Below are 20,897 nucleotides of genomic sequence, written 5' to 3'. Positions count from 1 at the left end.
GATTTGTGTCAGCCCAGTAGGCGTCGGGCAATGACTTGTGCCTGGATCTCGGCAGCCCCTTCGAAAATATTGAGAATACGCGCATCGCACAGGACGCGGCTGATTTTGTACTCCAAAGCGAAACCGTTACCGCCGTGAATCTGCAGACCATTGTCTGCGGCGGCCCAGGCAACGCGTGCGCCCAGCAGTTTCGCCATCCCGGCTTCCAGATCGCAACGCTGACCATGATCTTTTTCCCAGGCCGAGAAATAGGTCAGTTGCCGCGCGATCATGATTTCGACGGCCATCATTGCCAATTTACCGGATACCCGTGGGAAATTGATCAGAGACTTGCCAAACTGTTTGCGGTCTTGCGCATATTGCATCGCAATATCCAGCGCACTTTGCGCCACGCCGATGGCGCGTGCTGCGGTCTGGATGCGGGCAGATTCAAAGGTCTCCATCAGTTGCTTAAAGCCTTTGCCTTCTTCTCCACCCAGAAGGTTCTCGCCTTTGACTTTGAAGCCATCAAAGCCCAACTCGTACTCTTTCATGCCGCGGTAGCCCAGCACCTCGATCTCTCCACCGGTCATGCCGGGGGTCGGAAAGGGGTTGTCGTCAGTTCCGGGCGTTTTTTCGGCCAGGAACATGGACAGACCACGGTGGTCAGTGGTGTCCGGATTTGTACGGGCCAACAGGGTCATCACGTGGGTGCGTGCGGCGTGGGTAATCCAAGTTTTGTTGCCGGTGACCTGATAATCACCGTTTTCATCCTTGACTGCGCGCGTCCGCAGGCTGCCAAGGTCCGAGCCCGTGTTGGGTTCGGTAAAGACGGCCGTCGGAAGAATTTCTGCGCTGGCAATTTTGGGCAGCCATTGCGCTTTTTGGTCTTCGGTGCCGCCTGCGATGATCAGTTCGGCGGCGATCTCGGACCTTGTCCCCAAAGAGCCCACTCCGATATAGCCGCGCGACAGTTCTTCGGACACGACACACATGGAGGCTTTGGACAGGCCAAAGCCACCGAATTCTTCGGGTATCGTCAGGCCAAATACACCCATTTCCGCGAGTTCTTCGATGATTTCGATCGGGATCAACTCGTCTTTCAGGTGCCATTCATGCGCGTGCGGCTCTACCTTTTCCTGTGCGTAACGGCGGAACTGGTCACGGATCATTTCCAGCTCTTCGTCCAGCCCCGATGCGCCGAACATGGTTGCGCCGGCCTGATCCTCCATCAATGAGACCAAGCGCGTACGGGCCGCTTGGGAATTGGCGCCGGCCATCAGCGCTTGTACTTCTGCACTTTGGAACCCGGACAATGCGTCCCATCCCAGCCCCATGTCCTGCAGGCGAATAACCTCGCCCTGGTTCATCGGGATGCCGCCTGCGACCTGATGCAAGTACTCGCCAAATGCTATTTGGTGCAGCAATTGTTCCATTTCACCGAACTTACCATCCGATTCCAGCGCTTCGGCCCAGCGTTGCATCTGCTGCAGCGACTGGTTGTAGGTTGCCAACCAGGCTAAACCATGCGCGGCGGTTTGATGAGCTTCGATCAGAGCACCGGAAACCCGGCCATCCGCTGTGACCATATCGCGGACCGATTCCCGCGCGCGTTCAAACACGGCCTCGACGGCGGGCACGGCGGCGCGTGTCATCGTCAAAAGGTCGGGCAAAACCGCTGATGCTTTCATCTGTGTCATATCCTGTCCGTCATGGGCCATGAATCACGTCCTTTTCTGGGTCGTCTGGTCATATCATGCTGCACGTGCAGCGCAACAAAAATACGTATTATCGCTCAAAAAAGTTCTAAAATTTCTTGATCAATTTTGCAGTGCAGAGAACGACCAGAGTGATATGACGTGTTCATGACTGTGTTTTCGTTCCTTTCCCTGCAAGATGTTTGTCTTGCGCTGGGCGTGGCTTTTGCCGCGGGTTGGGTCAAGGGAATGGTTGGGTTTGCGATGCCCATGGTGATGGTCTCGGGGCTGAGTATGTTTCTGCCGCCTGAACTCGCTATTGCGGGTTTGATCCTGCCAACGTTGGCAACCAACGGTGTCCAAGCTTTACGCGAAGGCTTGGCCGCTGCGGTTGACGCGGCTAAACAGTTTCGAGTGTTCCTGATCGTTGGTTTTGTCTTTCTGATTTTAGGCGCACAGCTGGTCAGCCTTGTTCCGGCTAAGACATTCCTGCTGTTGATAGGTGTGCCCGTCACGGTGTTTGCCCTCATCCAGATGTTGGGTCTGCAACTCACGCTAAAGCATCCGTCTATGCAGATTGAGGCGTTGATCGGCTCGATCGCCGGGTTCGTTGGCGGCATGTCTGGAATATGGGGGCCGCCAACTGTTTCTTACCTGACGGCCTTGAACACGCCAAAAGATGTTCAGATGCGTGTCCAGGGGGTGATTTACGGCTTGGGCGCTGTTGCCTTGGTTCTGGCCCATACAGGGTCCGGAGTTCTCAACACAAAGACAGCACCGTTTTCTGCCCTTATGATTTTTCCGGCAATGATCGGGATGTGGGTTGGGCTGCGGATGCAGTCAGGCATTGATCAAGCCCGTTTTCGAAAGTTCACGCTTTTGGTGCTTTTGATTGCAGGCGGTAATCTGTTGCGGCGCGGCTTGTTTGGCTAGCCCCGGCGTTCGAGAAACCGAAACGCGAAATAAAGGCCCAGCATCAGGAAGAACAGGCCGGAAATATCTCCGATCAAAAAGGCTATATATTCGACACGCGCGCTGCCAAAGGCCAGATTGGTCAGCCCAGAGACAAGGAATGACGTAATAATGCCCACGCCCATTATGCAAATCCAACATGGTCGTCGGTCAGCGCGTGGAAACAGATCCCATCCTGCCCATTTCAGGGCGTAGAACACGGCTGGTACCGTCGTTACTGCAATGGCGATTGCCATAAGTCGGCTGGGTAGAAACACATCCGAGCCACCCAAGACGGCAAACACAATAAAGACACCGGGCAATAGGGCAAAAATCGCGCGCCATCCCAAAAGCCACGCGGATAGAACGCGAACGCCATGCGGCAGAAACAGCAAGCTGGCCCGGCTTGGGTATTCGGGAAAGAACACGTTTTGAAGCGGCATCAGAATCTCGAAAGTGAGGAATGACGCCACTACGTAGGCCAATGAGGCATAAAAAGTGTCAGAAGCCCAACCGCGCACGATGCTTAGCCGTCAATGCGCGGCGTAAGCGCATTACTTGGGGGCATGAACGATGTACCGACCCCGGTTGGCGCTACCGCTTTGAGAAAGGTAACCCTTTTGTACCAGTGACTTCAGGGCGCGGAAAAATGTCGGACGCGAAACGCTTTGTACCAGGGTGTGCTCGATCAGGCCAAAGGTGCGAACTTCCTGATCTGATTTGGACAATTCCTCGGCGGCGTAATAAATGTCGCGCTCAACCGGAGAGAGTTGTTCCAGTCCCAGCGTGCGCTCCATGCTCTGCATGAGTTTACGCAGTTCAGTCAGTTTCGAGATTTCCGTCATATCGTTACCTGTTGTCTCTTGTGCCAATCGCCAACTATGTCTGACGATTCAAGACTGGCCGGTTTGTGAGTTTTCCGGCATGTCTCATATTGACACTCATCCCCTTTAGAATACACTATCAATCTGATTAGGCTGCTCGATCCGCGTTTCGTGAGTGTGCGCCCGAGCATCCCATAGGTCTTTTTCACTTTCTGCCCGGCGCGCAAGCGTCGGGCTTTGTCACATTAATGACATGTTGGGATAACTCAATCCGACACATCGGGCAACGGGTTTGTATTCACAGTTTGTAATATACAACTTAAGCGTGATCACGTTGCAGTGATGTGCCAAAGAAAAAGGGGCCGCTATCGGCCCCTTTGATGTGTTCAGCCGATTGCGACGGCTTTGATATCGTCATCAATAAACGGCAGATATTGTTCGAAGTTCTCGGCGAACATCTGCACCAGTTTTTCGGCTTGCTTGTCGAAAGCCGCCTGATCGTCCCAAGTGCGGCGCGGGTCCAGCAGGACCTCGGCAACACCCGGTACCGAAACAGGTACGTCAAAGCCGAAATTGGCATCCTTGCGGAATTCGGCGTCGCGCAGCGATCCATCCAACGCAGCCGTCAAAAGTGCGCGCGTGGCCCGGATTGGCATCCGGCTGCCTACACCATAGGCGCCGCCCGTCCAGCCAGTGTTAACAAGCCAGCAGGTCGCGCCGTGCTGCGCGATCTTGTCACGCAACAGGTTGCCGTATTCTTCCGGCCGGCGGGGCATGAAAGGCGCGCCAAAGCAGGTCGAGAATGTAGGCTGAGGTTCCGTAATACCACGTTCCGTACCGGCAACCTTAGAGGTAAAGCCCGAAAGGAAGTGATACATGGCCTGCGCAGGCGTCAGCCGCGCGATCGGAGGCAGAACACCGAACGCATCGCAGGTCAGCATGATGATATTCTTCGGATGGCCACCCAATGCACTTTTTGACGCGTTCGAGATATACTCCAGCGGGTAGGCGCAGCGCATGTTGGCAGTCAACGAGTCGTCTTCGAAATCCAGTTCTTTGGTCTCAGGATCGAAGACCATGTTCTCGATCACTGTACCGAACTTGCTGGTTGTCGCGTAGATCTCAGGCTCGGCCTCAGCGTTCAGGTTGATTGTCTTGGCGTAGCAGCCGCCTTCAAAGTTGAAGGTGCCGCGATCTGACCAGCCGTGTTCGTCATCCCCAATCAAGGTGCGTGCGGGGTCGGCCGACAGGGTGGTCTTGCCGGTACCCGACAGGCCAAAGAACACAGCCGTATCAACCGGGTTGCCAACGGCATGGTTGGCCGAGCAGTGCATCGGCATTACGCCTTTTTCGGGCAGCATGTAGTTCAACAGCGTGAAGACAGACTTCTTATTCTCGCCCGCGTATTCGGTGCCGCCGATCAGGATCAGCTTGCGGTCGAAATTCATCGCGATCACAGTCTCAGAGCGGCAGCCATGCTTGGCTGGGTCGGCCTGAAAGCTGGGGCAGTTGATGACGGTGAAGTCTGCGGTGAATTCGTCCAGATCCTCGCGGTCCGGACGACGCAACAGGTGGCGGATGAACAGGTTGTGCCAGGCCAGTTCGGTTACCATTCGCACATTGATCGAATAGGCAGGGTCGGCGCCACCAACGAGGTCCTGAACGAAATAATCGCGACCTTTCATATGCTCAAGCATATCCACGTACAGCGCCTCAAAGCCCTCGGGGCTCATTTCGGCATTGTTTTCCCACCAGATATGCTCTGCTACACTATCGGTCCGGACGACGTGCTTGTCCTTTGGCGAGCGGCCCGTGAACTTGCCGGTTGTGACAAGAAATGCACCGCCATTGCCAAGTGTACCTTCACCGCGCTTCAGCGCCTCTTCGATCAGCGCCGGTTCCATGAAGTTATAATAGACATTGCCCAGACCCTCGATGCCCTGATCTTCGAGGCGGAATTGCGGGTTAACCCGTCCAGATGTCATGTGTGTCTTCTCCTGTGGCGGCGCGGCGGCGGTTGGGCCAAGGTGCGCTTTTTGGGCATTATGCCGGAAAATCCGGCGGACAGTGCGGGTCTTATCACGGTCGTTTGGGGCATGAACAGAAGGGTTTGGCGCAGTTAGCGCAACCAAGTTCAAGTTTAGCGCCACCAAACATTTCCTGTCGGAAACCGGGGCGCTTTTCTGGCAACATTAACGGCTTTTTTGCCGCAACTGTGTGACAACAAACGCACGATTCGCAGATACGGATTGATTCGCGGCCACAAAAACGCCAGAAATACCCTACTAATAACGATATATTGCATGAGTGAGCAGGAATAGGGGCTAACCCGATGTCAAAGATTGCACTGGTGGATGACGACAGAAACATTCTGACGTCTGTATCCATGACGCTTGAAGCCGAGGGCTTCGAGGTCGAAACGTACAACGATGGACAGGCAGCGTTGGACGCATTTAACAAAAAGCTTCCGGACATGGCTGTTCTGGACATTAAGATGCCACGCATGGACGGCATGGATTTGTTGCAGCGCCTGCGTCAGAAAACGCAAATGCCGGTGATTTTCCTAACGTCCAAAGATGATGAAATCGACGAAGTGCTTGGCTTGCGCATGGGCGCGGATGACTACGTCAAAAAGCCGTTCTCGCAGCGGTTGCTCGTCGAACGTATCCGCGCATTGCTGCGCCGTCAGGAGGCGACCTCGGGAGATGCGACGGTTGCCAATACCGGTGATGCCAAAGTGATGGAACGTGGCGACCTGCGTATGGACCCTTTGCGCCATGCGGTTAGCTGGAAGGGTGCCGACGTGTCGCTGACCGTGACTGAGTTCCTTTTGCTTCAGGCGTTGGCGCAGCGTCCGGGTTTTGTCAAAAGCCGGGATCAGTTGATGGACGTGGCCTATGACGATCAGGTCTATGTCGATGACCGCACGATCGACAGCCATATCAAACGTTTGCGCAAGAAAATGCGTGCCGCGGATTCTGAGTTTTCGGCCATCGAAACGCTCTATGGAATTGGTTACAGATACAACGAAGAATAATACCAATCTGAAAGGGTAGTTGGAACTCGTGCGCGATACGGATCAAGCCAACGAATTCAGGGATGGCGATGTCGTACTGGGGGATGATTGGGTCATCCCGCAGGATCCCGAGTCGGCCGAGCAGAGCGCATCGCGCCGCCGCCGAAACCTATTTGCATTACGTGAATCGCCGCTGGCGCGGAAAATCGTTATGTTTAACCTGATCGCCTTGGTGATCCTTGTTGCTGGTTTGTTGTATCTGGACGACTCTCGCGAGGAACAGGTGCAAACGACTGCACAAAATCTGGTCGTGAACGCGCAGCTCGTCAGTAATGTGTTTGAGGCAAAGCTGAGCCAAGGGTCTGACACTTTGGCCCAAGACACCGGCGAGCTAAACGTCGATGAAACGCTGGCAGGTCTGAGCCTGCCGCCGGGCGGCGAAGTCTTCGTTTATGATGCCGCTGGTACGCTGACCGGGTGGACCCGCGGCGCAGAGGCGTCCTCGCAACTGCCCGTACTGTTCCGATCTGAAACCGAGGTGCAAACGGGTAGCACCCTGATAAGCGACGCGTTGAACGCGGTCTGGACGGGGCTGTCTCGTGTGTTCAACAGCTATGACCCCAGCACCGCACCAACCCTCGCGCAGCGTGTGCAGGACACTATCCCGCCCGCGTTTGAAGGTCAGACGCAGGTTCAGGCAGTTCAGGATGAAGCGGGCCAGACGGTAATCGTTGCGGCCTCTCCCATCCTTCTGGATGGTGTGCCAGTCGGGGCGGTTGCCATTTCGGGCCCTGCCGGAGAAATTGATGCGCTCGCGCGGCGTGAGCAAGAGCGGATCCTGCAGATGTTCGTAGTGGCGCTCTTGGTGTCCATCGGCCTGAGTCTGGTTCTGGCATCCACGATCGCCAACCCATTGGCTGATTTGGCGTCCGCTGCTGAAACCGGAAAGGACAGGGGCGCGGGAATGAACCCCGGTCGCATCCGTATCCCGGATTTGAGCGCCCGCCCCGATGAGATCGGCCGCCTGAGCCGGGCGCTGCGCGGCATGGTGACGGCGCTTTACAATCGAATTGACGCGAACGAACAGTTTGCCGCCGATGTCTCGCACGAGATCAAGAACCCGCTTGCCAGTCTGCAATCTGCGGTTGGGACCCTGCGCATGGTCAAACGCGACGATCAGCGCGAAAAGCTTTTGGGTGTGATCGAACATGACGTGCGCCGGCTGGATCGACTGGTCAGTGATATTTCCAATGCGTCCCGCCTAGACGCTGAACTGGTCAAGGAAGAAGAGCAACCATTTGACCTGCTCAAACTGTTGGGCAATATCGGTCAGTATCTGGGTGAAGAAGCGCGTGCCAAGGGCATTGACTATATTACTGATCTGCCCAGCCAGCCAATTGTGATCCATGGTCTCGAGGCGCGGCTTGCGCAGGTTTTCGTGAACCTGATCACCAATGCGATTTCGTTTTGCGAAGACAGCGACGCAATCCGTGTCTGGGTGCGGCAGCGCGAAAATCGGGTGCTGATCGTGGTCGAAGACACCGGTCCGGGCATCCCCGAGCAGGCACTGACAAAGGTCTTCAAGCGGTTCTATTCGCAACGCCCCGCTGAGCATTTCGGGAACAACTCGGGTCTGGGACTTGCGATTTCCAAGCAGATCATCGAGGCCCATGGCGGCGTGATCTGGGCTGAGAACATCAGACCGACCGAGGCCGACATCACCTCGGACCCGCTAGGGGCAAGATTTGTCGTTGGGTTGCCTGTGTAAGCCATGGGTGGCCAGCCCCTTGCCGATGTAGAAAACCTGGAAACTGCAGTGATACACGCAACATGCGTGGCCGTTGGCGGGTGCGGTGTACTCATTGTTGGCGCCTCGGGGACTGGCAAATCCGCGTTGGGATTGCAGATGATGGCTTTAGGGGCCGATCTCGTCGCGGATGACCGTGTTACGCTGAAGATGGCAGGAGATGTCGCCACGGCAGATGCTGCCCCCAATATCGGCGGCTTGATCGAGGCGCGCGGTATTGGCCTGATACGCGCCGACGCGGTTGGACCTGTCCTGCTATCTTACGTGGTCGACTTGGACCAAGCAATGACATCGCGCCTGCCAGAACCTGAATTTGCTTTGGTCCTGAGGCAAACTGTTCCCTTGCTAAGGGCTGCGAGTGTCCCCAATTTGGCAGCAGCGTTAATGCAATTGTTAAAAACAGGACGCGTAGATCCGCAATGGCCCAGCACGTAACACCTCAGCGGCGTATCGTATTGGTAACCGGTCCTTCGGGCGCAGGCAGGTCCACCGCCATTCGTGTCCTGGAAGATCTTGGGTTCGAGGCAATCGACAACCTTCCGATGGGCTTGTTGACACGTTTGCTGGACGGTCCGCAAAGCGATCGCCCAATGGCGCTGGGTATAGACGCCAGAAACAGGGATTTTTCAACGATCGGGTTCATCGAACTGGCCGTCAAGCTACGCCAAATGGAACGCGTGGATTTAACGACCTTGTATTTGGACTGCAGCGATGAAGTGTTGCTCAGACGATTTTCTGAAACACGCCGACGGCATCCGGTCGCAACCGACGCCAGTCCGGAAACCGGGGTTGTCCAGGAAAAGGAATTATTGGCGCCCATTCGTGAGATCGCCGATACGTTAATCGATACCAGCCCCCTGAATGTTCATCAGTTGCGCGAAGAGGTGGAACGCTGGTTTGCACCGCAAGGCGGAAGACATTTGGCGGTGTCCATCGAATCTTTTTCCTACAAGCGGGGTTTGCCCCGCGGGTTGGATATGGTTTTCGATTGCCGCTTTCTTGCGAACCCATACTGGCGTCCGGAACTGCGTGCGGAAGATGGTCGAAATCCCGATGTCGCGCACTATGTGCAGTCAGACGCGAACTATGCGCCGTTTTTCACCCGGGTCGTGGACCTGCTGCAAGTTTTGCTGCCGGCCTACCGTGCCGAAGGAAAAGCGCATCTGTCAGTGGCTTTTGGCTGCACAGGGGGGCAACACAGATCGGTTGCCACTGCTGAAGCAGTTGCAAAGGCACTTGCAGAGCAGGGGCAGCAAGTGGCAATTAGGCATCGCGAAATGGAACGTCGTTCTTTGAATGTGAGGCCGGATTGATCGGGATCGTAATCGTTGCACATGGGGGGTTGGCGCAGGAATACCTGTCTGCCATGCAACATGTGGTCGGAAAACAATCTGGCTTGGCCGCGATTTCAATCGAGGCGGATCACGACCGTGATGCAAAACAAGCCGAAATCTGTGCTGCAGCCGATGGCGTGGACGTGGGCGATGGCGTGGTTGTGGTGACCGATTTGTTCGGCGGCAGCCCGTCGAATCTGAGTCTCAGGGCCTGTGCACCGCAAGACCGGCGTATCCTTTACGGTGCAAATCTGCCTATGCTGATAAAACTGGCTAAAACCCGCCACCTGCCAATCGGCGATGCCGTGCGTCAGGCGATGGAGGCTGGACGCAAGTACATCAATGCGCAAAATGTGACCTTGGACGAAGACCGGACTGATAAAGAATGACTTCCCGAAGCTTGAAAATAATCAATGAAAAGGGTTTGCACGCCCGCGCCTCTGCCAAACTGGTTGAGGTCGTCGAGGGGTTCGATGCGCAGGCAGAAGTATCAAAAGACGGTCTCTCAGCGTCGGGTGATAGCATCATGGGTCTTTTGATGTTGGCAGCGTCGCGTGGAACGACTATTGACGTCGAGACGTCCGGACCGGATGCTGAGGCGTTGGCTGATGCGTTAGAGACCCTTGTAAACGATAAGTTCGGGGAAGGCTTCTGACAGCGTCTGCCGCGAAACGAAGAACGGGAAGACCAGGAATTGGCGGAAACAACGCACGATACCAAGACGGGCCCGGTTGTAGACGGTGTCGACGACCAGGGTGAAATCTACGACCGTAGAACCCTGACTTACGCGAACTCGTTCGACGATGCCTGGACTTCGACGGCCATTCGCGCGATCGAATGGTGCACCGGGAAGCTGACCATTTTGCGGATGGTCAACAAGTTCGAAAAGAAGAACGAATACTACCGGGGACAGCGGTTCTGGGGCGGCGCTCTCGAGGTGATGGGGATCGATCTGACCACACCGGAAGAACAAATTGCCCATATCCCAAAAACAGGTCCCGTTGTCGTGGTGGCAAATCACCCGCATGGTATGGTGGACGGAATGATATTGGCCGAGCTTATCGGCAGGGTCCGAAGTGATTATCGCATCCTGACCCGCTCGGTTCTTACGGGGCTGGACGAGGCCGCGACGTCTTTCATGATTCCCGTACCGTTTCCCCACGACCCCGAAGCTCAGGCCAAAATGTTGGAAATGCGCGGCAAGGCCATGGAGCATCTCAAAAACGGCGGCGTTGTCGCTCTGTTCCCGTCTGGCGTCGTGATGTCTTCGGACGATTGGTTCGGTCCGGCGATCGAGCGGGAATGGAACGTGTTTACCGCCAAGATGATCCGCCGCTCCGGCGCTCAGGTGGTTCCGATCTTTTTCCCGGGTAGAAACTCGCGTGCGTACCAGATTGCTAACAAACTCTCAGCGATTTTGCGTCAGGGCTTGCTGCTGCATGAAATCGTAAGATCCTGCAACAAACCGCAATCTCCGGTGATTGGTGAACCAATCTCGGACGAAAACATGCAGGTGCTGGAGCGGGACCCGCGGGGTTTCATGACCTGGCTGCGGAAACATACGTTGGATTTGGGGCAGTCGCCCAAACCCTGATCCGGATCTTCATCTGGCCAAAAGTATCCCGGGGGTGAGCCCGGATGAAATCCGGGCGAGGGGGCTGGCCCCCTGATCTACCGCGTGGGAACAGGCGCGTCGCCTCTGTAATCGTAAAACCCACGTTGCGTCTTGCGACCCAACCATCCAGCTTCAACGTATTTCGTCAGCAAAGGACAAGGGCGATACTTTGTATCGGCCAGCCCATCGTGCAAAACGTTCATAATCGCCAGACAGGTATCCAATCCGATGAAGTCCGCCAGTTCCAGCGGGCCCATCGGGTGATTGGCCCCCAGTTTCATTGACTGATCAATTGATTGCACGTTTCCAACGCCTTCATACAGGGTGTACACGGCCTCATTGATCATCGGCATCAGAATTCGATTTACGATAAAGGCAGGAAAGTCCTCGGCGCTGGCGGCGGTTTTCCCCAGCCGGTCCACAACGGCCTTACAGGCGCTAAAGGTTTCTTCGTCGGTCGCAATGCCACGGATCAACTCGACCAGTTGCATGACGGGGACCGGATTCATGAAGTGGAATCCCATGAAACGTTCCGGCCGGTCCGTGCGGCTCGCCAGCCTTGTTATGGAAATCGAAGATGTATTCGAGGTCAGGATCGTGTGGGGCAGAAGATGGGGTTGCAGGTCTTCGAAAATAGCTTGTTTAATCGTTTCGCGCTCGGTCGCGGCTTCGATTACAAGGTCCGTCTGCCCAAGCTGAGGCAACTCCAGCGTAGTTGTAATGCGCTTCAAAGCAGCTTGCATTGCCTCATCCGAGATTTTCCCACGAGAGGCCTGACGGGCCAGATTACCCTCGATCGTCGCCATGGCGCTGTTAAGAGCATCCTGGCTGACGTCATTCAACAGCACGTCATATTCCGCCAGGGCCAAAACATGAGCAATACCGTTACCCATTTGACCTGCGCCAATCACTCCGATTGATTTAACATCCATTTTCAAGTGCCTTTGTGCCTCGGGATATCGGGACAGTATCGGTAGATGGGGGCGGGCGGCAAGGGCAACGCGCCCATGCAATTTGCTTCAAATCCGCACATTAGCCTTTTCTAAAGACTTGCGGCTGCAAGGTGGCAATTGGGTGAAAAATTGGGTGAGTGTTATGAGCTACCATCAAACAGGATCGGGGGGACCCGAGGAAGCAGTCTGCCAGTATGACGGGTCGCGCCTATGGTTTCGCGGGCCGGAACGATCAATTGAAAAGCCGTATGTCGCCGTGGCAGGTGGAACTGAAACGTTTGGGCGATTTGTTGATCGCCCATTCGCAACGGTTCTGGAAGAAAGGTTGGACAGGAGGTGCCTGAACCTTGGCAGTTTGTTTTGCGGGGTCGATGCGTTGTGCGGCGACACAGGATTGCAGTCTTTATTGGACAGAGCAGACCTTTGCGTTCTGCAAGCGCCCGATATTTTGGGGCAATCGAATCGATTCTACAAAGTGCACCCCCGGCGCAACGACAGGTTCCTAACTACGACCGACGCGTTGGTATCGCTGTATCCGGAAGTTGACTTTGCGGATGTTAATTTTGTGCATCATTTGATTACACTTTTACACAGGCATCAGGATGCCCGGTTCGAAGTTGTGGTCGAGGAATTGCGCAGAAACTGGACCAGGCAGGTGACAACACTGGCGCAAAGTATTCAAACGCCGATCATCCTGTTGCATCTGCGTGTTCTGAAACAGCCGCAAGAGGTGCGACCGGTACATGAAACCGAGGTGTCCGTTACACCAGAAATGCTCGAAGCAGTCAGACCGTTTTGTGCAAAGCTTGTCGAAGCGTCCGTCGCTGTTTCGGGCCAATCGGATGAGCTTGAGGATATGCTGTTCGGTACGTTGCAACAGCCGATGGCCGAGCACATGATCGGCCCCGCTGCTCATCGCTCCATAGCTTCTTTACTCAGCGCGGCGATCAACGATCTTCAATAACAAAGGCCCGCGGTGACGCGGGCCTTTCTGAGATTTTTCGACGAAAAATCTTCGAATGTGATCAGCCGAGTTTCTCAGTCAATTCCGGCACGGCCTGGAACAGGTCGGCGACAAGGCCGAAGTCTGCGACCTGGAAGATCGGTGCTTCTTCATCCTTGTTTATCGCAACAATGACCTTCGAGTCCTTCATGCCAGCCAAGTGCTGGATTGCGCCCGAGATGCCGACAGCGACATAGAGGTCCGGTGCAACAACCTTTCCGGTCTGACCCACCTGCCAGTCGTTGGGTGCGTAGCCCGAGTCAACGGCGGCGCGCGAGGCACCAACAGCGGCACCCAGTTTGTCGGCCAGTGTTTCGATCAGCTTGAAGTCCTCTTCCGAGCCGACACCACGGCCACCGGAAACAACAACGCCAGCCGAAGTCAGTTCAGGACGATCGCTTTCGGCAACCTTATCCTCGACCCATTCGGACAGACCTGGGTGTTCACCGACCGAGATTGTCTCAACCGTAGCCGATCCACCTTCGCCTGCAGCGTCAAAGCTTGCGGTCCGGATGGTGACGACTTTCTTGGCGTCGCTTGATTTCACGGTCTGAATTGCGTTACCCGCGTAGATCGGGCGCTCGAAGGTCGAGCCGTCTACCACGCCGGATGCATCCGAGATAACCATCACGTCCAGCAGTGCAGCAACGCGCGGCATCACGTTTTTGGCGTCGGTGGTGGCAGGGGCGACGATGTGCTCGTACCCGTCGGCCAAACTTACGATCAGCGCTGCGGTCGATTCCGCAAGGCGATGGCCCAGAGAGGCGTCCTCGGCAACCAGAACCTTGGATACACCGTCGATCTTGGCAGCAGCCTCACCAGCAGCGGCGGCAGAACCACCAGCGGCCAGAACGGTCACATCACCCAGGGTTTTCGCAGCAGTTACCGCCTTGGCGGTTGCGTCCAACGCCAGTTCGCCATTGTTGACTTCGGCAAGCAGAAGTACAGCCATTACACAGCCCCCGCTTCTTTGAGTTTCTCGACCAGCTCGTCAACCGAGCCAACCACGATACCAGCGGCACGCGCGGCAGGTTCGTCTGTCTTGACGACTTCCAGACGCGGCGTGACGTCGACGCCGTAATCGGCGGCGGTTTTCTCATCCAGCGGCTTTTTCTTCGCCTTCATGATGTTGGGCAGCGACGCATAGCGCGGCTCGTTCAGGCGCAGGTCAACGGTCACGATGGTCGGCATCTTGACGCTGATGGTCTGCAGACCGCCGTCTACCTCGCGGGTGATCTTGGCGGTGTCGCCTTCAATGTCCAGCTCGGATGCAAAGGTACCTTGCGACCAACCCAGCAGGGCCGACAGCATCTGACCGGTGGCGTTCATATCGTTGTCGATCGCCTGCTTGCCTGCCAGAACGATACCCGGCTGCTCTTCCTCAACCACTTTGGCAAGGATTTTCGCAACGGCCAGAGGCTCGATATCTGTGTGTACGTCTTCCGCAGCGACAACCAGGATCGCACGGTCAGCACCCATCGCCAGCGCGGTACGCAGGGTTTCCTGCGCTTGCTTCACGCCGATGGAAACAGCAACGACTTCGTCGGCTTTGCCTGCTTCTTTCAGGCGGATGGCCTCTTCCACTGCAATCTCGTCGAAGGGGTTCATCGACATTTTTACATTGGCGAGATCAACACCGCTGCCATCCGCTTTGACGCGAACTTTCACGTTGTAGTCAATCACGCGCTTGACAGGCACAAGTACCTTCATTTTTGCGTAAGCTCCTTACAAAAACGGCAAGCCGCAATGCGACTCCACCAATGCTCTCGCGGGTGTAGATAGCGCCTCGGCCCGGTCCGGAACAGAGCAAAATCGTCACGTCATGTCGCGAGGACGTCGCGTTTCGACATTTTTTACGTTAGGGAACGAAATTTTGTTTCCCGCAGAGCCCGTTTAGCGGTTTGCGCCAGGAACCCACAAAACATCATCGCGGCCATCATTGTTGGCGCATCTCGCCGCAACAAAGAACCAATCGCTCAGGCGGTTGAGGTATTTCACCGCCGTTTCGTTCACCGGTTCCATGTTCGTCAGTTCAACTGCCAACCTCTCGGCGCGCCGGGAGACGGTGCGACAGACATGAAGATGTGCGGCCAGACGCGAGCCGCCGGGCAAAATAAAGCTGCGCAGCGGTTCCAGCGTCTCGTTCATATGGTCGATCTCGGCCTCGAGCCGGTCAATCTGTGCCGAGACGACGCGAAGGGGTGGGAAGTCCGCTTCGGCGTCTTTTTCCATGTCCGGACGGCAGAAATCTGCACCCAGATCAAAAAGGTCATTCTGAATGCGTGACAGCGCTGCCTCTACCTCGCCCTCGGCTTCTGTGCGTGCAACGCCCACAAATGCATTCAGCTCATCCACCGTGCCATAGGCGGTTACCCGGCCCGAGTATTTGGCAACGCGTTCGCCATTACCCAGCGCTGTTTTCCCGTCATCGCCGGTACGTGTGTAGATTTTGTTGAGAACAACCATTTATTGACCTCCTTGTCCGCGCAGCCAGACGTAGAGCACGATCAGCACCACGGCAATGAACTGAAACAGAATCCGCAGCTGCATCATCTTGTTGCTTTTCAGCGCGGCGCTTTTACCGGCTTTCCCGAAATTCGATATGCCAATGACCAGCACGACGACAACAGCCGCCATAGCCAGCAACAAAACGACCATCAAAGGGTCCATGAATACACCGTCCGCGTTTTGTGTTTCGTTAGCCTCTCATCTAGCCCCATGGGCGCGAAAAGCGAACGGGTAATTTCGCCTCAGACATCCGACAGGATGCGGTCGATTGTACGCGTTGGCAGTATGCGGCGCAGATATCCGGCGATGTAGGTGGGCGTCGTCACATAGTAGCGCGGGCGCGGGCGCTTGGACTCAACCGCATGCGCGAGTTTTTCGGTGACGGCAGATGCGGGTAGTTCAAAGCGATCCGGGCCAGAAGATTCGTATAGCCGCTTCAATAAGTTGGACTCGTATCTGTCGCGCAGGGCAGAGCTCTGCCAGTTGATGAATTTCTCAAAAAACGGGATCGAGTTTTCGCGGATTTTGGACGTGATCGGGCCAGGCTCAATCAGGATGACGTTGATGTCGGTATTTGCCAGTTCCAGCCGCAATGTGTCTGTCAGACCTTCGATCGCGTATTTCGTGGCGACGTAAGCACCGCGCCAAGGATACGCCACAAGGCCCAAGACCGAAGAGTTTTGTACGATTCTGCCATGTCCTTGGTTGCGCATGACCGGAAGGACCCTCCGCGTCAGCTCATGCCAGCCAAAAAAGTTCGCCTCGAAAATCGCGCGCAGACCATCCGTCGGCAGGTCTTCGACCGCGCCGGGCAGTCCGTGCGCGCCATTGTTGAACAGGGCGTCCAGAGTCCCGCCGGTGGCTGTCAGAACTTCGGCCAACCCGGTTTCGATGCTTGCGGTGTCGGTATAGTCGATGCGGGGGCTCTCAAAGCCCTGCGCGCGCAGTCTGTCGCAATCACGCTGCTGTCGGCACGAGGCGAATACACGCCATCCGCGCGCGCGCATGCCGTGGGCTGCGTCCAGCCCAATGCCGGACGAGCAGCCAGTAATGAGGATGGTTCTTTGCATGATTTTCCCAATGCTGATCCCACGCCATAGCTAGGGCTTGGTCTCAGCCGGGACAATCATTGCGGCGGGTCAGTCGGCGACTTTTCTAACCAAAGAAGCAGAAATCCAGCCAACCTGTTGCTCGGGCAACACGCGCAGACGCAGCCAGCCCGTGCCAGAATCGCTCAGGACTTCAACCTGCTGCCCAATCGAGGCTTTGCCGACAATCGGATAGATCGTACCCGGCCCGTCGCGCATGTTGACGCGCGTGCCCGAGATTTCGCGAATGTCTTTTTTCGGTTCAAATTCAACCGGGGCAACGGGTGTGTCTACGGGGTCTTCCACGCTAACTTGCTGAAGGCCGGCTACTCCGTCTTCCAGCGACGCCAAAGTTATGTTGGCGGTTTCGTCTTCGAATACGGACAGGCCCTTGAGGTCCTCGAGGCTGACAGTTTCTGCAACAAGCTCGACAGCGGGCGGTTGCGCTTGGATCGGCTTGATGCGGACAGCGGGCGTGCGCGCTGCGACGTTGGTTACAAGCGCGTCGGCTGGTGTGGTTGCGATCGGTGTGATACTTGGTGTTGATGCGACACGAACCGGTTGCTCGGCGCGCGTTCCGCGCGGCTCAAAGTCGGGCCCTCCGCTCATGATGTAAAAGCACCAGCCGAGTGCAGCAAAACTGATAATGATAAGGCGCGTCATGGCGCATCCCCCAGGCAAATCGTAAATCTGAAAAAAAAGCAGCAGTCTAATGGCAGCGAGCATACCATATCAGTGCTATGGAGTCGAAAGATTGGGGGAAATCGGGGTGTTGCCTCCCCGTGTTGTAAAAACCGCCACTTGTCCCCAGCAAAATATACGCTGCTTGCTTTACCCGGGCGCTCTTGCGTCGTATCACATCATATATGAACGATACGATCGACGACCCCAACATGGAGGCTCCCGAAGGTGGGGGCGAGGTAGCCGAACCGCTGCGCCGCGCAATTGGTGAACGCTATCTGACCTATGCGCTGTCCACCATCATGCACCGGGCTTTGCCTGATGCGCGGGACGGGCTGAAGCCGGTTCACCGGCGAATCCTCTATGCGATGCGCGAGCTGCGACTCAGTGCGACGGGCGGATTCCGTAAGTCGGCCAAGATTTCCGGCGACGTGATGGGTAACTATCACCCCCACGGTGATGCCGCGATTTATGACGCGATGGCGCGTCTGGCGCAGGACTTCAACGTGCGTTACCCGCTGGTCGACGGGCAGGGGAATTTCGGCAATATCGACGGCGATAACCCGGCGGCCTCGCGATATACCGAGGCGCGGATGACCATCGTTGCCGAGGCGCTGCTGGAAGGGTTGAACGAAGACGCCGTCGATTTCCGCGACAACTATGACGGCACGCTGACCGAGCCCGTCGTGTTGCCCGCGCAGTTTCCGAACCTGTTGGCCAATGGGGCCAGCGGTATCGCGGTGGGCATGGCGACGAATATTCCGCCGCACAATATCTCGGAACTTTGCGACGCCTGTCTGCACCTGATCAAAACGCCGGATGCGCGCGACGATACGCTGCTGAACTATGTGCCCGGCCCGGATTTCCCGACCGGCGGCGTGATCGTTGAACCGCCCGAGAACATCGCGCAAGCCTATCGCACCGGGCGCGGCTCGTTCCGGTTGCGTTGTAAGTTCGAGGTCGAAGATCTTGGCCGCGGGCAGTGGCAGATTGTCGTTACCGAGATCCCCTATCAGGTTCAGAAATCCAAGCTGATCGAAAAGATCGCGGAACTGATCCAGACCAAGAAAATCCCCATCCTCGGCGATGTCCGCGACGAATCCGCCGATGATATCCGTCTGATCCTCGAGCCACGCTCCAAGAACGTGGACCCCGAGGTGCTGATGGGCATGCTCTATCGCAACTCGGACCTTGAGGTGCGGTTCAGCCTGAACATGAACGTGCTGATCGATGGTGTGACGCCCAAGGTCTGTTCGATGAAGGAAGTGCTTCGCGCCTTCCTCGATCACCGGCAAGAAGTTCTGCTGCGTCGTTCGCGCCACCGCATGGCGAAGATCGACCACCGGCTTGAGGTGTTGGAGGGCTTTATCGTCGCCTTCCTGAACCTCGACCGTGTGATCGACATCATCCGTTACGACGACGATCCCAAAGCCGCGCTGATGCGCGAGGATTGGGGCATCGACCACGTCCGCGCCACAGACGAATCCGATTACGTTTCACCCAAGCCGGGTGAGGGTGAACTGTCCGAGGTTCAGGTCGACGCTATCCTCAACATGCGCCTGCGCAGCTTGCGTCGTTTGGAAGAGATGGAACTGGTACGCGAACGCGATGAGCTGATGCTGGAACGCGCGAACCTAGAAGACCTGCTGGCCGATCCCACGCTGCAATGGGCCAAGATTGCCGAGCAGTTGAAAGAGACCAAAAAGACCTTTGGCAAAGACTACGAAGGTGGCGCGCGGCGCACCCAATTCGCCGAGGCCGGTCAAGTCGAAGAAGTGCCGCTTGAAGCGATGATCGACAAAGAACCCATTACGGTCGTCTGCTCTCAGATGGGTTGGATTCGCGCCATGACCGGCCATATCGATCTGACCCGGGAATTGAAGTTCAAGGATGGCGACGGCCCACGTTTCATCTTTCACGCCGAAACCACAGACCGTCTGCTGGTCTTTGCCTCGAACGGCCGGTTCTACACGGTGAGCGCCGCCAACTTGCCCGGCGGGCGGGGGATGGGCGAACCGCTGCGTCTGATGGTCGACCTGCCCAATGAGGCGCAGATCGTCGATATCCTGATCCACACACCCGGGCGCAAGCTTCTGGTCGCCTCGGATGCTGGCAACGGATTCATGGTGCCGGAAGATGAGGTGCTGGCACAGACCCGCAACGGTAAACAGGTGCTGAACGTCAAAGGAGACGAGGCGGCTGTAATCTGCAAACCGGTTGATGGCGACCACGTTGCGGTCGTGTCGCAGAACGGCAAGTTCCTTGTGTTCCCGGTCACCGAACTTCCTGAGATGACGCGCGGAAAGGGCGTGCGTTTGCAGAAATATAATATGGCGCGTGGTCGACAAGGGACGCTGGAACTGGATGGCGGGCTATCGGACGTGACGACGTTTAATTGGGATGATGGTCTGAAGTGGTCGATGGGTGGTGACAAAACCCGACACGAGGCCGACATGTCACAATGGCTGGCAAAGCGGGCGGGTGTTGGGAAAAAGCCGCCATATGGCTTCCCGCGGGACTATAAATTCTCGTGATCATGCGCGTGTCGGCGGGGAATTTCGCCGATACGGCTTGGCACAAGTCGCATAGGTGCGCTAGATCAAAGAAAAACAGGCCTATCGGGACGTTACCATGTTGCGCATTCTGACCTTGATTACCGGACTGGCCCTGCTGGGCGCCTGCACACAGACGCAGGTCTATGAAGAGCCCGAGTCCTTGGGTGAGTTCAAACTTCGGGTGAATTACGCCTTTGCCGACAAGGCCGTTCAGGGGCCTGTATCACGCGACGCCACGCCGGACGAATGGACCGCGGCCATTCAGAATGCTGTGGATATCCGCTTGGGCCGGTATGAGGGTGCACAGGACTATGATATTGGTATCAGCCTTGAAGGCTACATGTTGGCGCCCCCCGGCATTCCGGTGATCTATAATCCCAAAAGTACCGCGATCGTGCTGGTCAACGTCTATGACGTGAACAAGAAAGAGTTTCTGGCCAAAGGAAAACAGTTCCAGGTTCTCGAAGACACAACCGGTGAAAGCGCCCTGGCGGGATCGGGGCATTCTCGGACAAAAGAAGAGCAAATGAGTGGCCTTGCGCTCAAGGTTGCGGACCGAGTCGAAGAGTGGCTGGCCGAAGAACATCAGGAGAACGGCTGGTTCCAGCGGCGTCCCGATCTGATCCAGCCGCTGGATTCTGGCGAACTCGCGCAAAATCCAGCGTCGTAAACGGCTTTTCCCGCAGGATGTGCTTGATTTTCCCCTGCGAACCAAATATCTCGCGCGCGCAGATGTAACCGCGGGACCAAGGGTCCCCCAAATTGCAAAAGGGCGCCTGAGGAATGGCAAAGGAAAAGTTTGAGCGTACAAAACCGCACGTCAACATCGGCACGATTGGCCACGTTGACCATGGTAAAACGACGCTGACCGCAGCGATCACCAAGT

23 protein-coding genes are annotated in these 20,897 nt (G+C 56.4%); 12 read left to right on the top strand and 11 right to left on the bottom strand.

Features of this window, described 5'->3' with window-relative positions; translation table 11 throughout:
• Positions 1–8: 8 nt before the first annotated feature.
• On the bottom strand, positions 9–1,700 hold the full coding sequence (locus tag ACR0DG_RS16270; protein ID WP_480698547.1) for an acyl-CoA dehydrogenase family protein: 1,692 nt from the start codon (positions 1,698–1,700) through the stop codon (positions 9–11).
• Positions 1,701–1,844: 144 nt separating this feature from the next.
• Here ACR0DG_RS16270 and ACR0DG_RS16265 point away from each other — a divergent pair, with 144 nt between their 5' ends.
• Positions 1,845–2,609 (top strand): sulfite exporter TauE/SafE family protein, encoded by a 765-nt coding sequence (locus tag ACR0DG_RS16265; protein WP_480698545.1) that lies wholly within the window; start codon positions 1,845–1,847, stop codon positions 2,607–2,609.
• Here ACR0DG_RS16265 and ACR0DG_RS16260 read toward each other — a convergent pair.
• From ACR0DG_RS16260 to ACR0DG_RS16250, 3 genes are all read right to left on the bottom strand, one after another.
• A complete protein-coding gene (locus ACR0DG_RS16260; RefSeq protein ID WP_480698543.1) occupies positions 2,606–3,070 on the bottom strand; it encodes a hypothetical protein in 465 nt (154 codons plus the stop codon). The genes ACR0DG_RS16265 and ACR0DG_RS16260 overlap by 4 nt on opposite strands.
• A gap of 111 nt (positions 3,071–3,181) precedes the next feature.
• Complete coding sequence (locus ACR0DG_RS16255) at positions 3,182–3,472, bottom strand: hypothetical protein (protein ID WP_170744606.1); 291 nt, start codon at positions 3,470–3,472, stop codon at positions 3,182–3,184.
• Between the two features lie 365 nt (positions 3,473–3,837).
• Complete coding sequence (locus ACR0DG_RS16250; protein ID WP_480698541.1) at positions 3,838–5,436, bottom strand: phosphoenolpyruvate carboxykinase; 1,599 nt, start codon at positions 5,434–5,436, stop codon at positions 3,838–3,840.
• A 347-nt stretch (positions 5,437–5,783) separates the two neighbouring features.
• Between ACR0DG_RS16250 and ACR0DG_RS16245 the strand changes: the two genes are divergently transcribed.
• Genes ACR0DG_RS16245 through ACR0DG_RS16215 form a run of 7 tightly spaced genes read left to right on the top strand, consistent with a single transcriptional unit; the run spans position 5,784 to position 11,202 of the window.
• Positions 5,784–6,488 (top strand): response regulator transcription factor, encoded by a 705-nt coding sequence (locus ACR0DG_RS16245; RefSeq protein ID WP_480698539.1) that lies wholly within the window; start codon positions 5,784–5,786, stop codon positions 6,486–6,488.
• Positions 6,489–6,516: 28 nt separating this feature from the next.
• A complete protein-coding gene (locus ACR0DG_RS16240) occupies positions 6,517–8,235 on the top strand; it encodes an ATP-binding protein (protein WP_480698537.1) in 1,719 nt (572 codons plus the stop codon).
• Positions 8,236–8,283: 48 nt separating this feature from the next.
• Entirely contained in the window at positions 8,284–8,709 is a 426-nt protein-coding gene (locus ACR0DG_RS16235) for an HPr kinase/phosphorylase (RefSeq protein ID WP_480698535.1), read from the top strand.
• The gene (gene rapZ, locus ACR0DG_RS16230; protein ID WP_480698533.1) at positions 8,694–9,587 is read left to right on the top strand and encodes an RNase adapter RapZ; all 894 of its coding nucleotides are present in this window, start codon (positions 8,694–8,696) and stop codon (positions 9,585–9,587) included. Before ACR0DG_RS16235 ends, rapZ begins: the two co-directional genes overlap by 16 nt.
• Positions 9,584–9,997 (top strand): PTS sugar transporter subunit IIA, encoded by a 414-nt coding sequence (locus ACR0DG_RS16225; protein WP_480698531.1) that lies wholly within the window; start codon positions 9,584–9,586, stop codon positions 9,995–9,997. The genes rapZ and ACR0DG_RS16225 overlap by 4 nt, the downstream gene beginning before the upstream one ends.
• Entirely contained in the window at positions 9,994–10,263 is a 270-nt protein-coding gene (locus tag ACR0DG_RS16220) for an HPr family phosphocarrier protein (protein ID WP_480698530.1), read from the top strand. Before ACR0DG_RS16225 ends, ACR0DG_RS16220 begins: the two co-directional genes overlap by 4 nt.
• Before the next feature lie 39 nt (positions 10,264–10,302).
• Entirely contained in the window at positions 10,303–11,202 is a 900-nt protein-coding gene (locus ACR0DG_RS16215) for a lysophospholipid acyltransferase family protein (protein WP_480698528.1), read from the top strand.
• Between the two features lie 77 nt (positions 11,203–11,279).
• On the opposite strand, the gene ACR0DG_RS16210 is transcribed toward ACR0DG_RS16215, so the two are convergent.
• Positions 11,280–12,155 carry a 3-hydroxybutyryl-CoA dehydrogenase gene (locus ACR0DG_RS16210; RefSeq protein ID WP_480698526.1) on the bottom strand — a complete coding sequence of 292 codons (876 nt, stop codon included), beginning with the start codon at positions 12,153–12,155 and terminating at the stop codon, positions 11,280–11,282.
• A gap of 163 nt (positions 12,156–12,318) precedes the next feature.
• Here ACR0DG_RS16210 and ACR0DG_RS16205 point away from each other — a divergent pair, with 163 nt between their 5' ends.
• Positions 12,319–13,140 carry a DUF6473 family protein gene (locus ACR0DG_RS16205; protein WP_480698525.1) on the top strand — a complete coding sequence of 274 codons (822 nt, stop codon included), beginning with the start codon at positions 12,319–12,321 and terminating at the stop codon, positions 13,138–13,140.
• A gap of 61 nt (positions 13,141–13,201) precedes the next feature.
• On the opposite strand, the gene ACR0DG_RS16200 is transcribed toward ACR0DG_RS16205, so the two are convergent.
• The 6 genes from ACR0DG_RS16200 to ACR0DG_RS16175 all read right to left on the bottom strand — a co-directional run bounded on the left by ACR0DG_RS16200 (position 13,202) and on the right by ACR0DG_RS16175 (position 17,438).
• Entirely contained in the window at positions 13,202–14,131 is a 930-nt protein-coding gene (locus ACR0DG_RS16200; protein WP_480698523.1) for an electron transfer flavoprotein subunit alpha/FixB family protein, read from the bottom strand.
• Entirely contained in the window at positions 14,131–14,889 is a 759-nt protein-coding gene (locus ACR0DG_RS16195) for an electron transfer flavoprotein subunit beta/FixA family protein (RefSeq protein WP_480698521.1), read from the bottom strand. Before ACR0DG_RS16195 ends, ACR0DG_RS16200 begins: the two co-directional genes overlap by 1 nt.
• 183 nt (positions 14,890–15,072) lie before the next feature.
• On the bottom strand, positions 15,073–15,645 hold the full coding sequence (locus ACR0DG_RS16190; protein ID WP_480698519.1) for a cob(I)yrinic acid a,c-diamide adenosyltransferase: 573 nt from the start codon (positions 15,643–15,645) through the stop codon (positions 15,073–15,075).
• A complete protein-coding gene (locus tag ACR0DG_RS16185; RefSeq protein ID WP_480698517.1) occupies positions 15,646–15,849 on the bottom strand; it encodes a twin transmembrane helix small protein in 204 nt (67 codons plus the stop codon).
• A gap of 80 nt (positions 15,850–15,929) precedes the next feature.
• Positions 15,930–16,757 carry an SDR family NAD(P)-dependent oxidoreductase gene (locus ACR0DG_RS16180; RefSeq protein WP_480698515.1) on the bottom strand — a complete coding sequence of 276 codons (828 nt, stop codon included), beginning with the start codon at positions 16,755–16,757 and terminating at the stop codon, positions 15,930–15,932.
• Between the two features lie 69 nt (positions 16,758–16,826).
• A complete protein-coding gene (locus ACR0DG_RS16175; protein WP_480698513.1) occupies positions 16,827–17,438 on the bottom strand; it encodes an SH3 domain-containing protein in 612 nt (203 codons plus the stop codon).
• A 203-nt stretch (positions 17,439–17,641) separates the two neighbouring features.
• On the opposite strand from ACR0DG_RS16175, the gene parC reads away from it, so the two are divergent.
• The 3 genes from parC to ACR0DG_RS16160 form a co-directional block, all read left to right on the top strand.
• Positions 17,642–19,990, top strand: coding sequence for a DNA topoisomerase IV subunit A (parC, locus tag ACR0DG_RS16170; protein WP_480698511.1), 2,349 nt, complete (start codon positions 17,642–17,644; stop codon positions 19,988–19,990).
• Between the two features lie 97 nt (positions 19,991–20,087).
• Positions 20,088–20,681 (top strand): hypothetical protein, encoded by a 594-nt coding sequence (locus ACR0DG_RS16165; protein ID WP_480698509.1) that lies wholly within the window; start codon positions 20,088–20,090, stop codon positions 20,679–20,681.
• A 113-nt stretch (positions 20,682–20,794) separates the two neighbouring features.
• Positions 20,795–20,897: GTP-binding protein (locus tag ACR0DG_RS16160; RefSeq protein WP_377181647.1), on the top strand; the 103-nt coding region annotated here is incomplete at its 3' end.

The sequence above is a fragment of the Ruegeria sp. BG8 genome (assembly GCF_056538325.1).
Note: the sequence above shows the minus strand (reverse complement) of the source record. Positions and strands in the feature narration are given on the sequence as shown.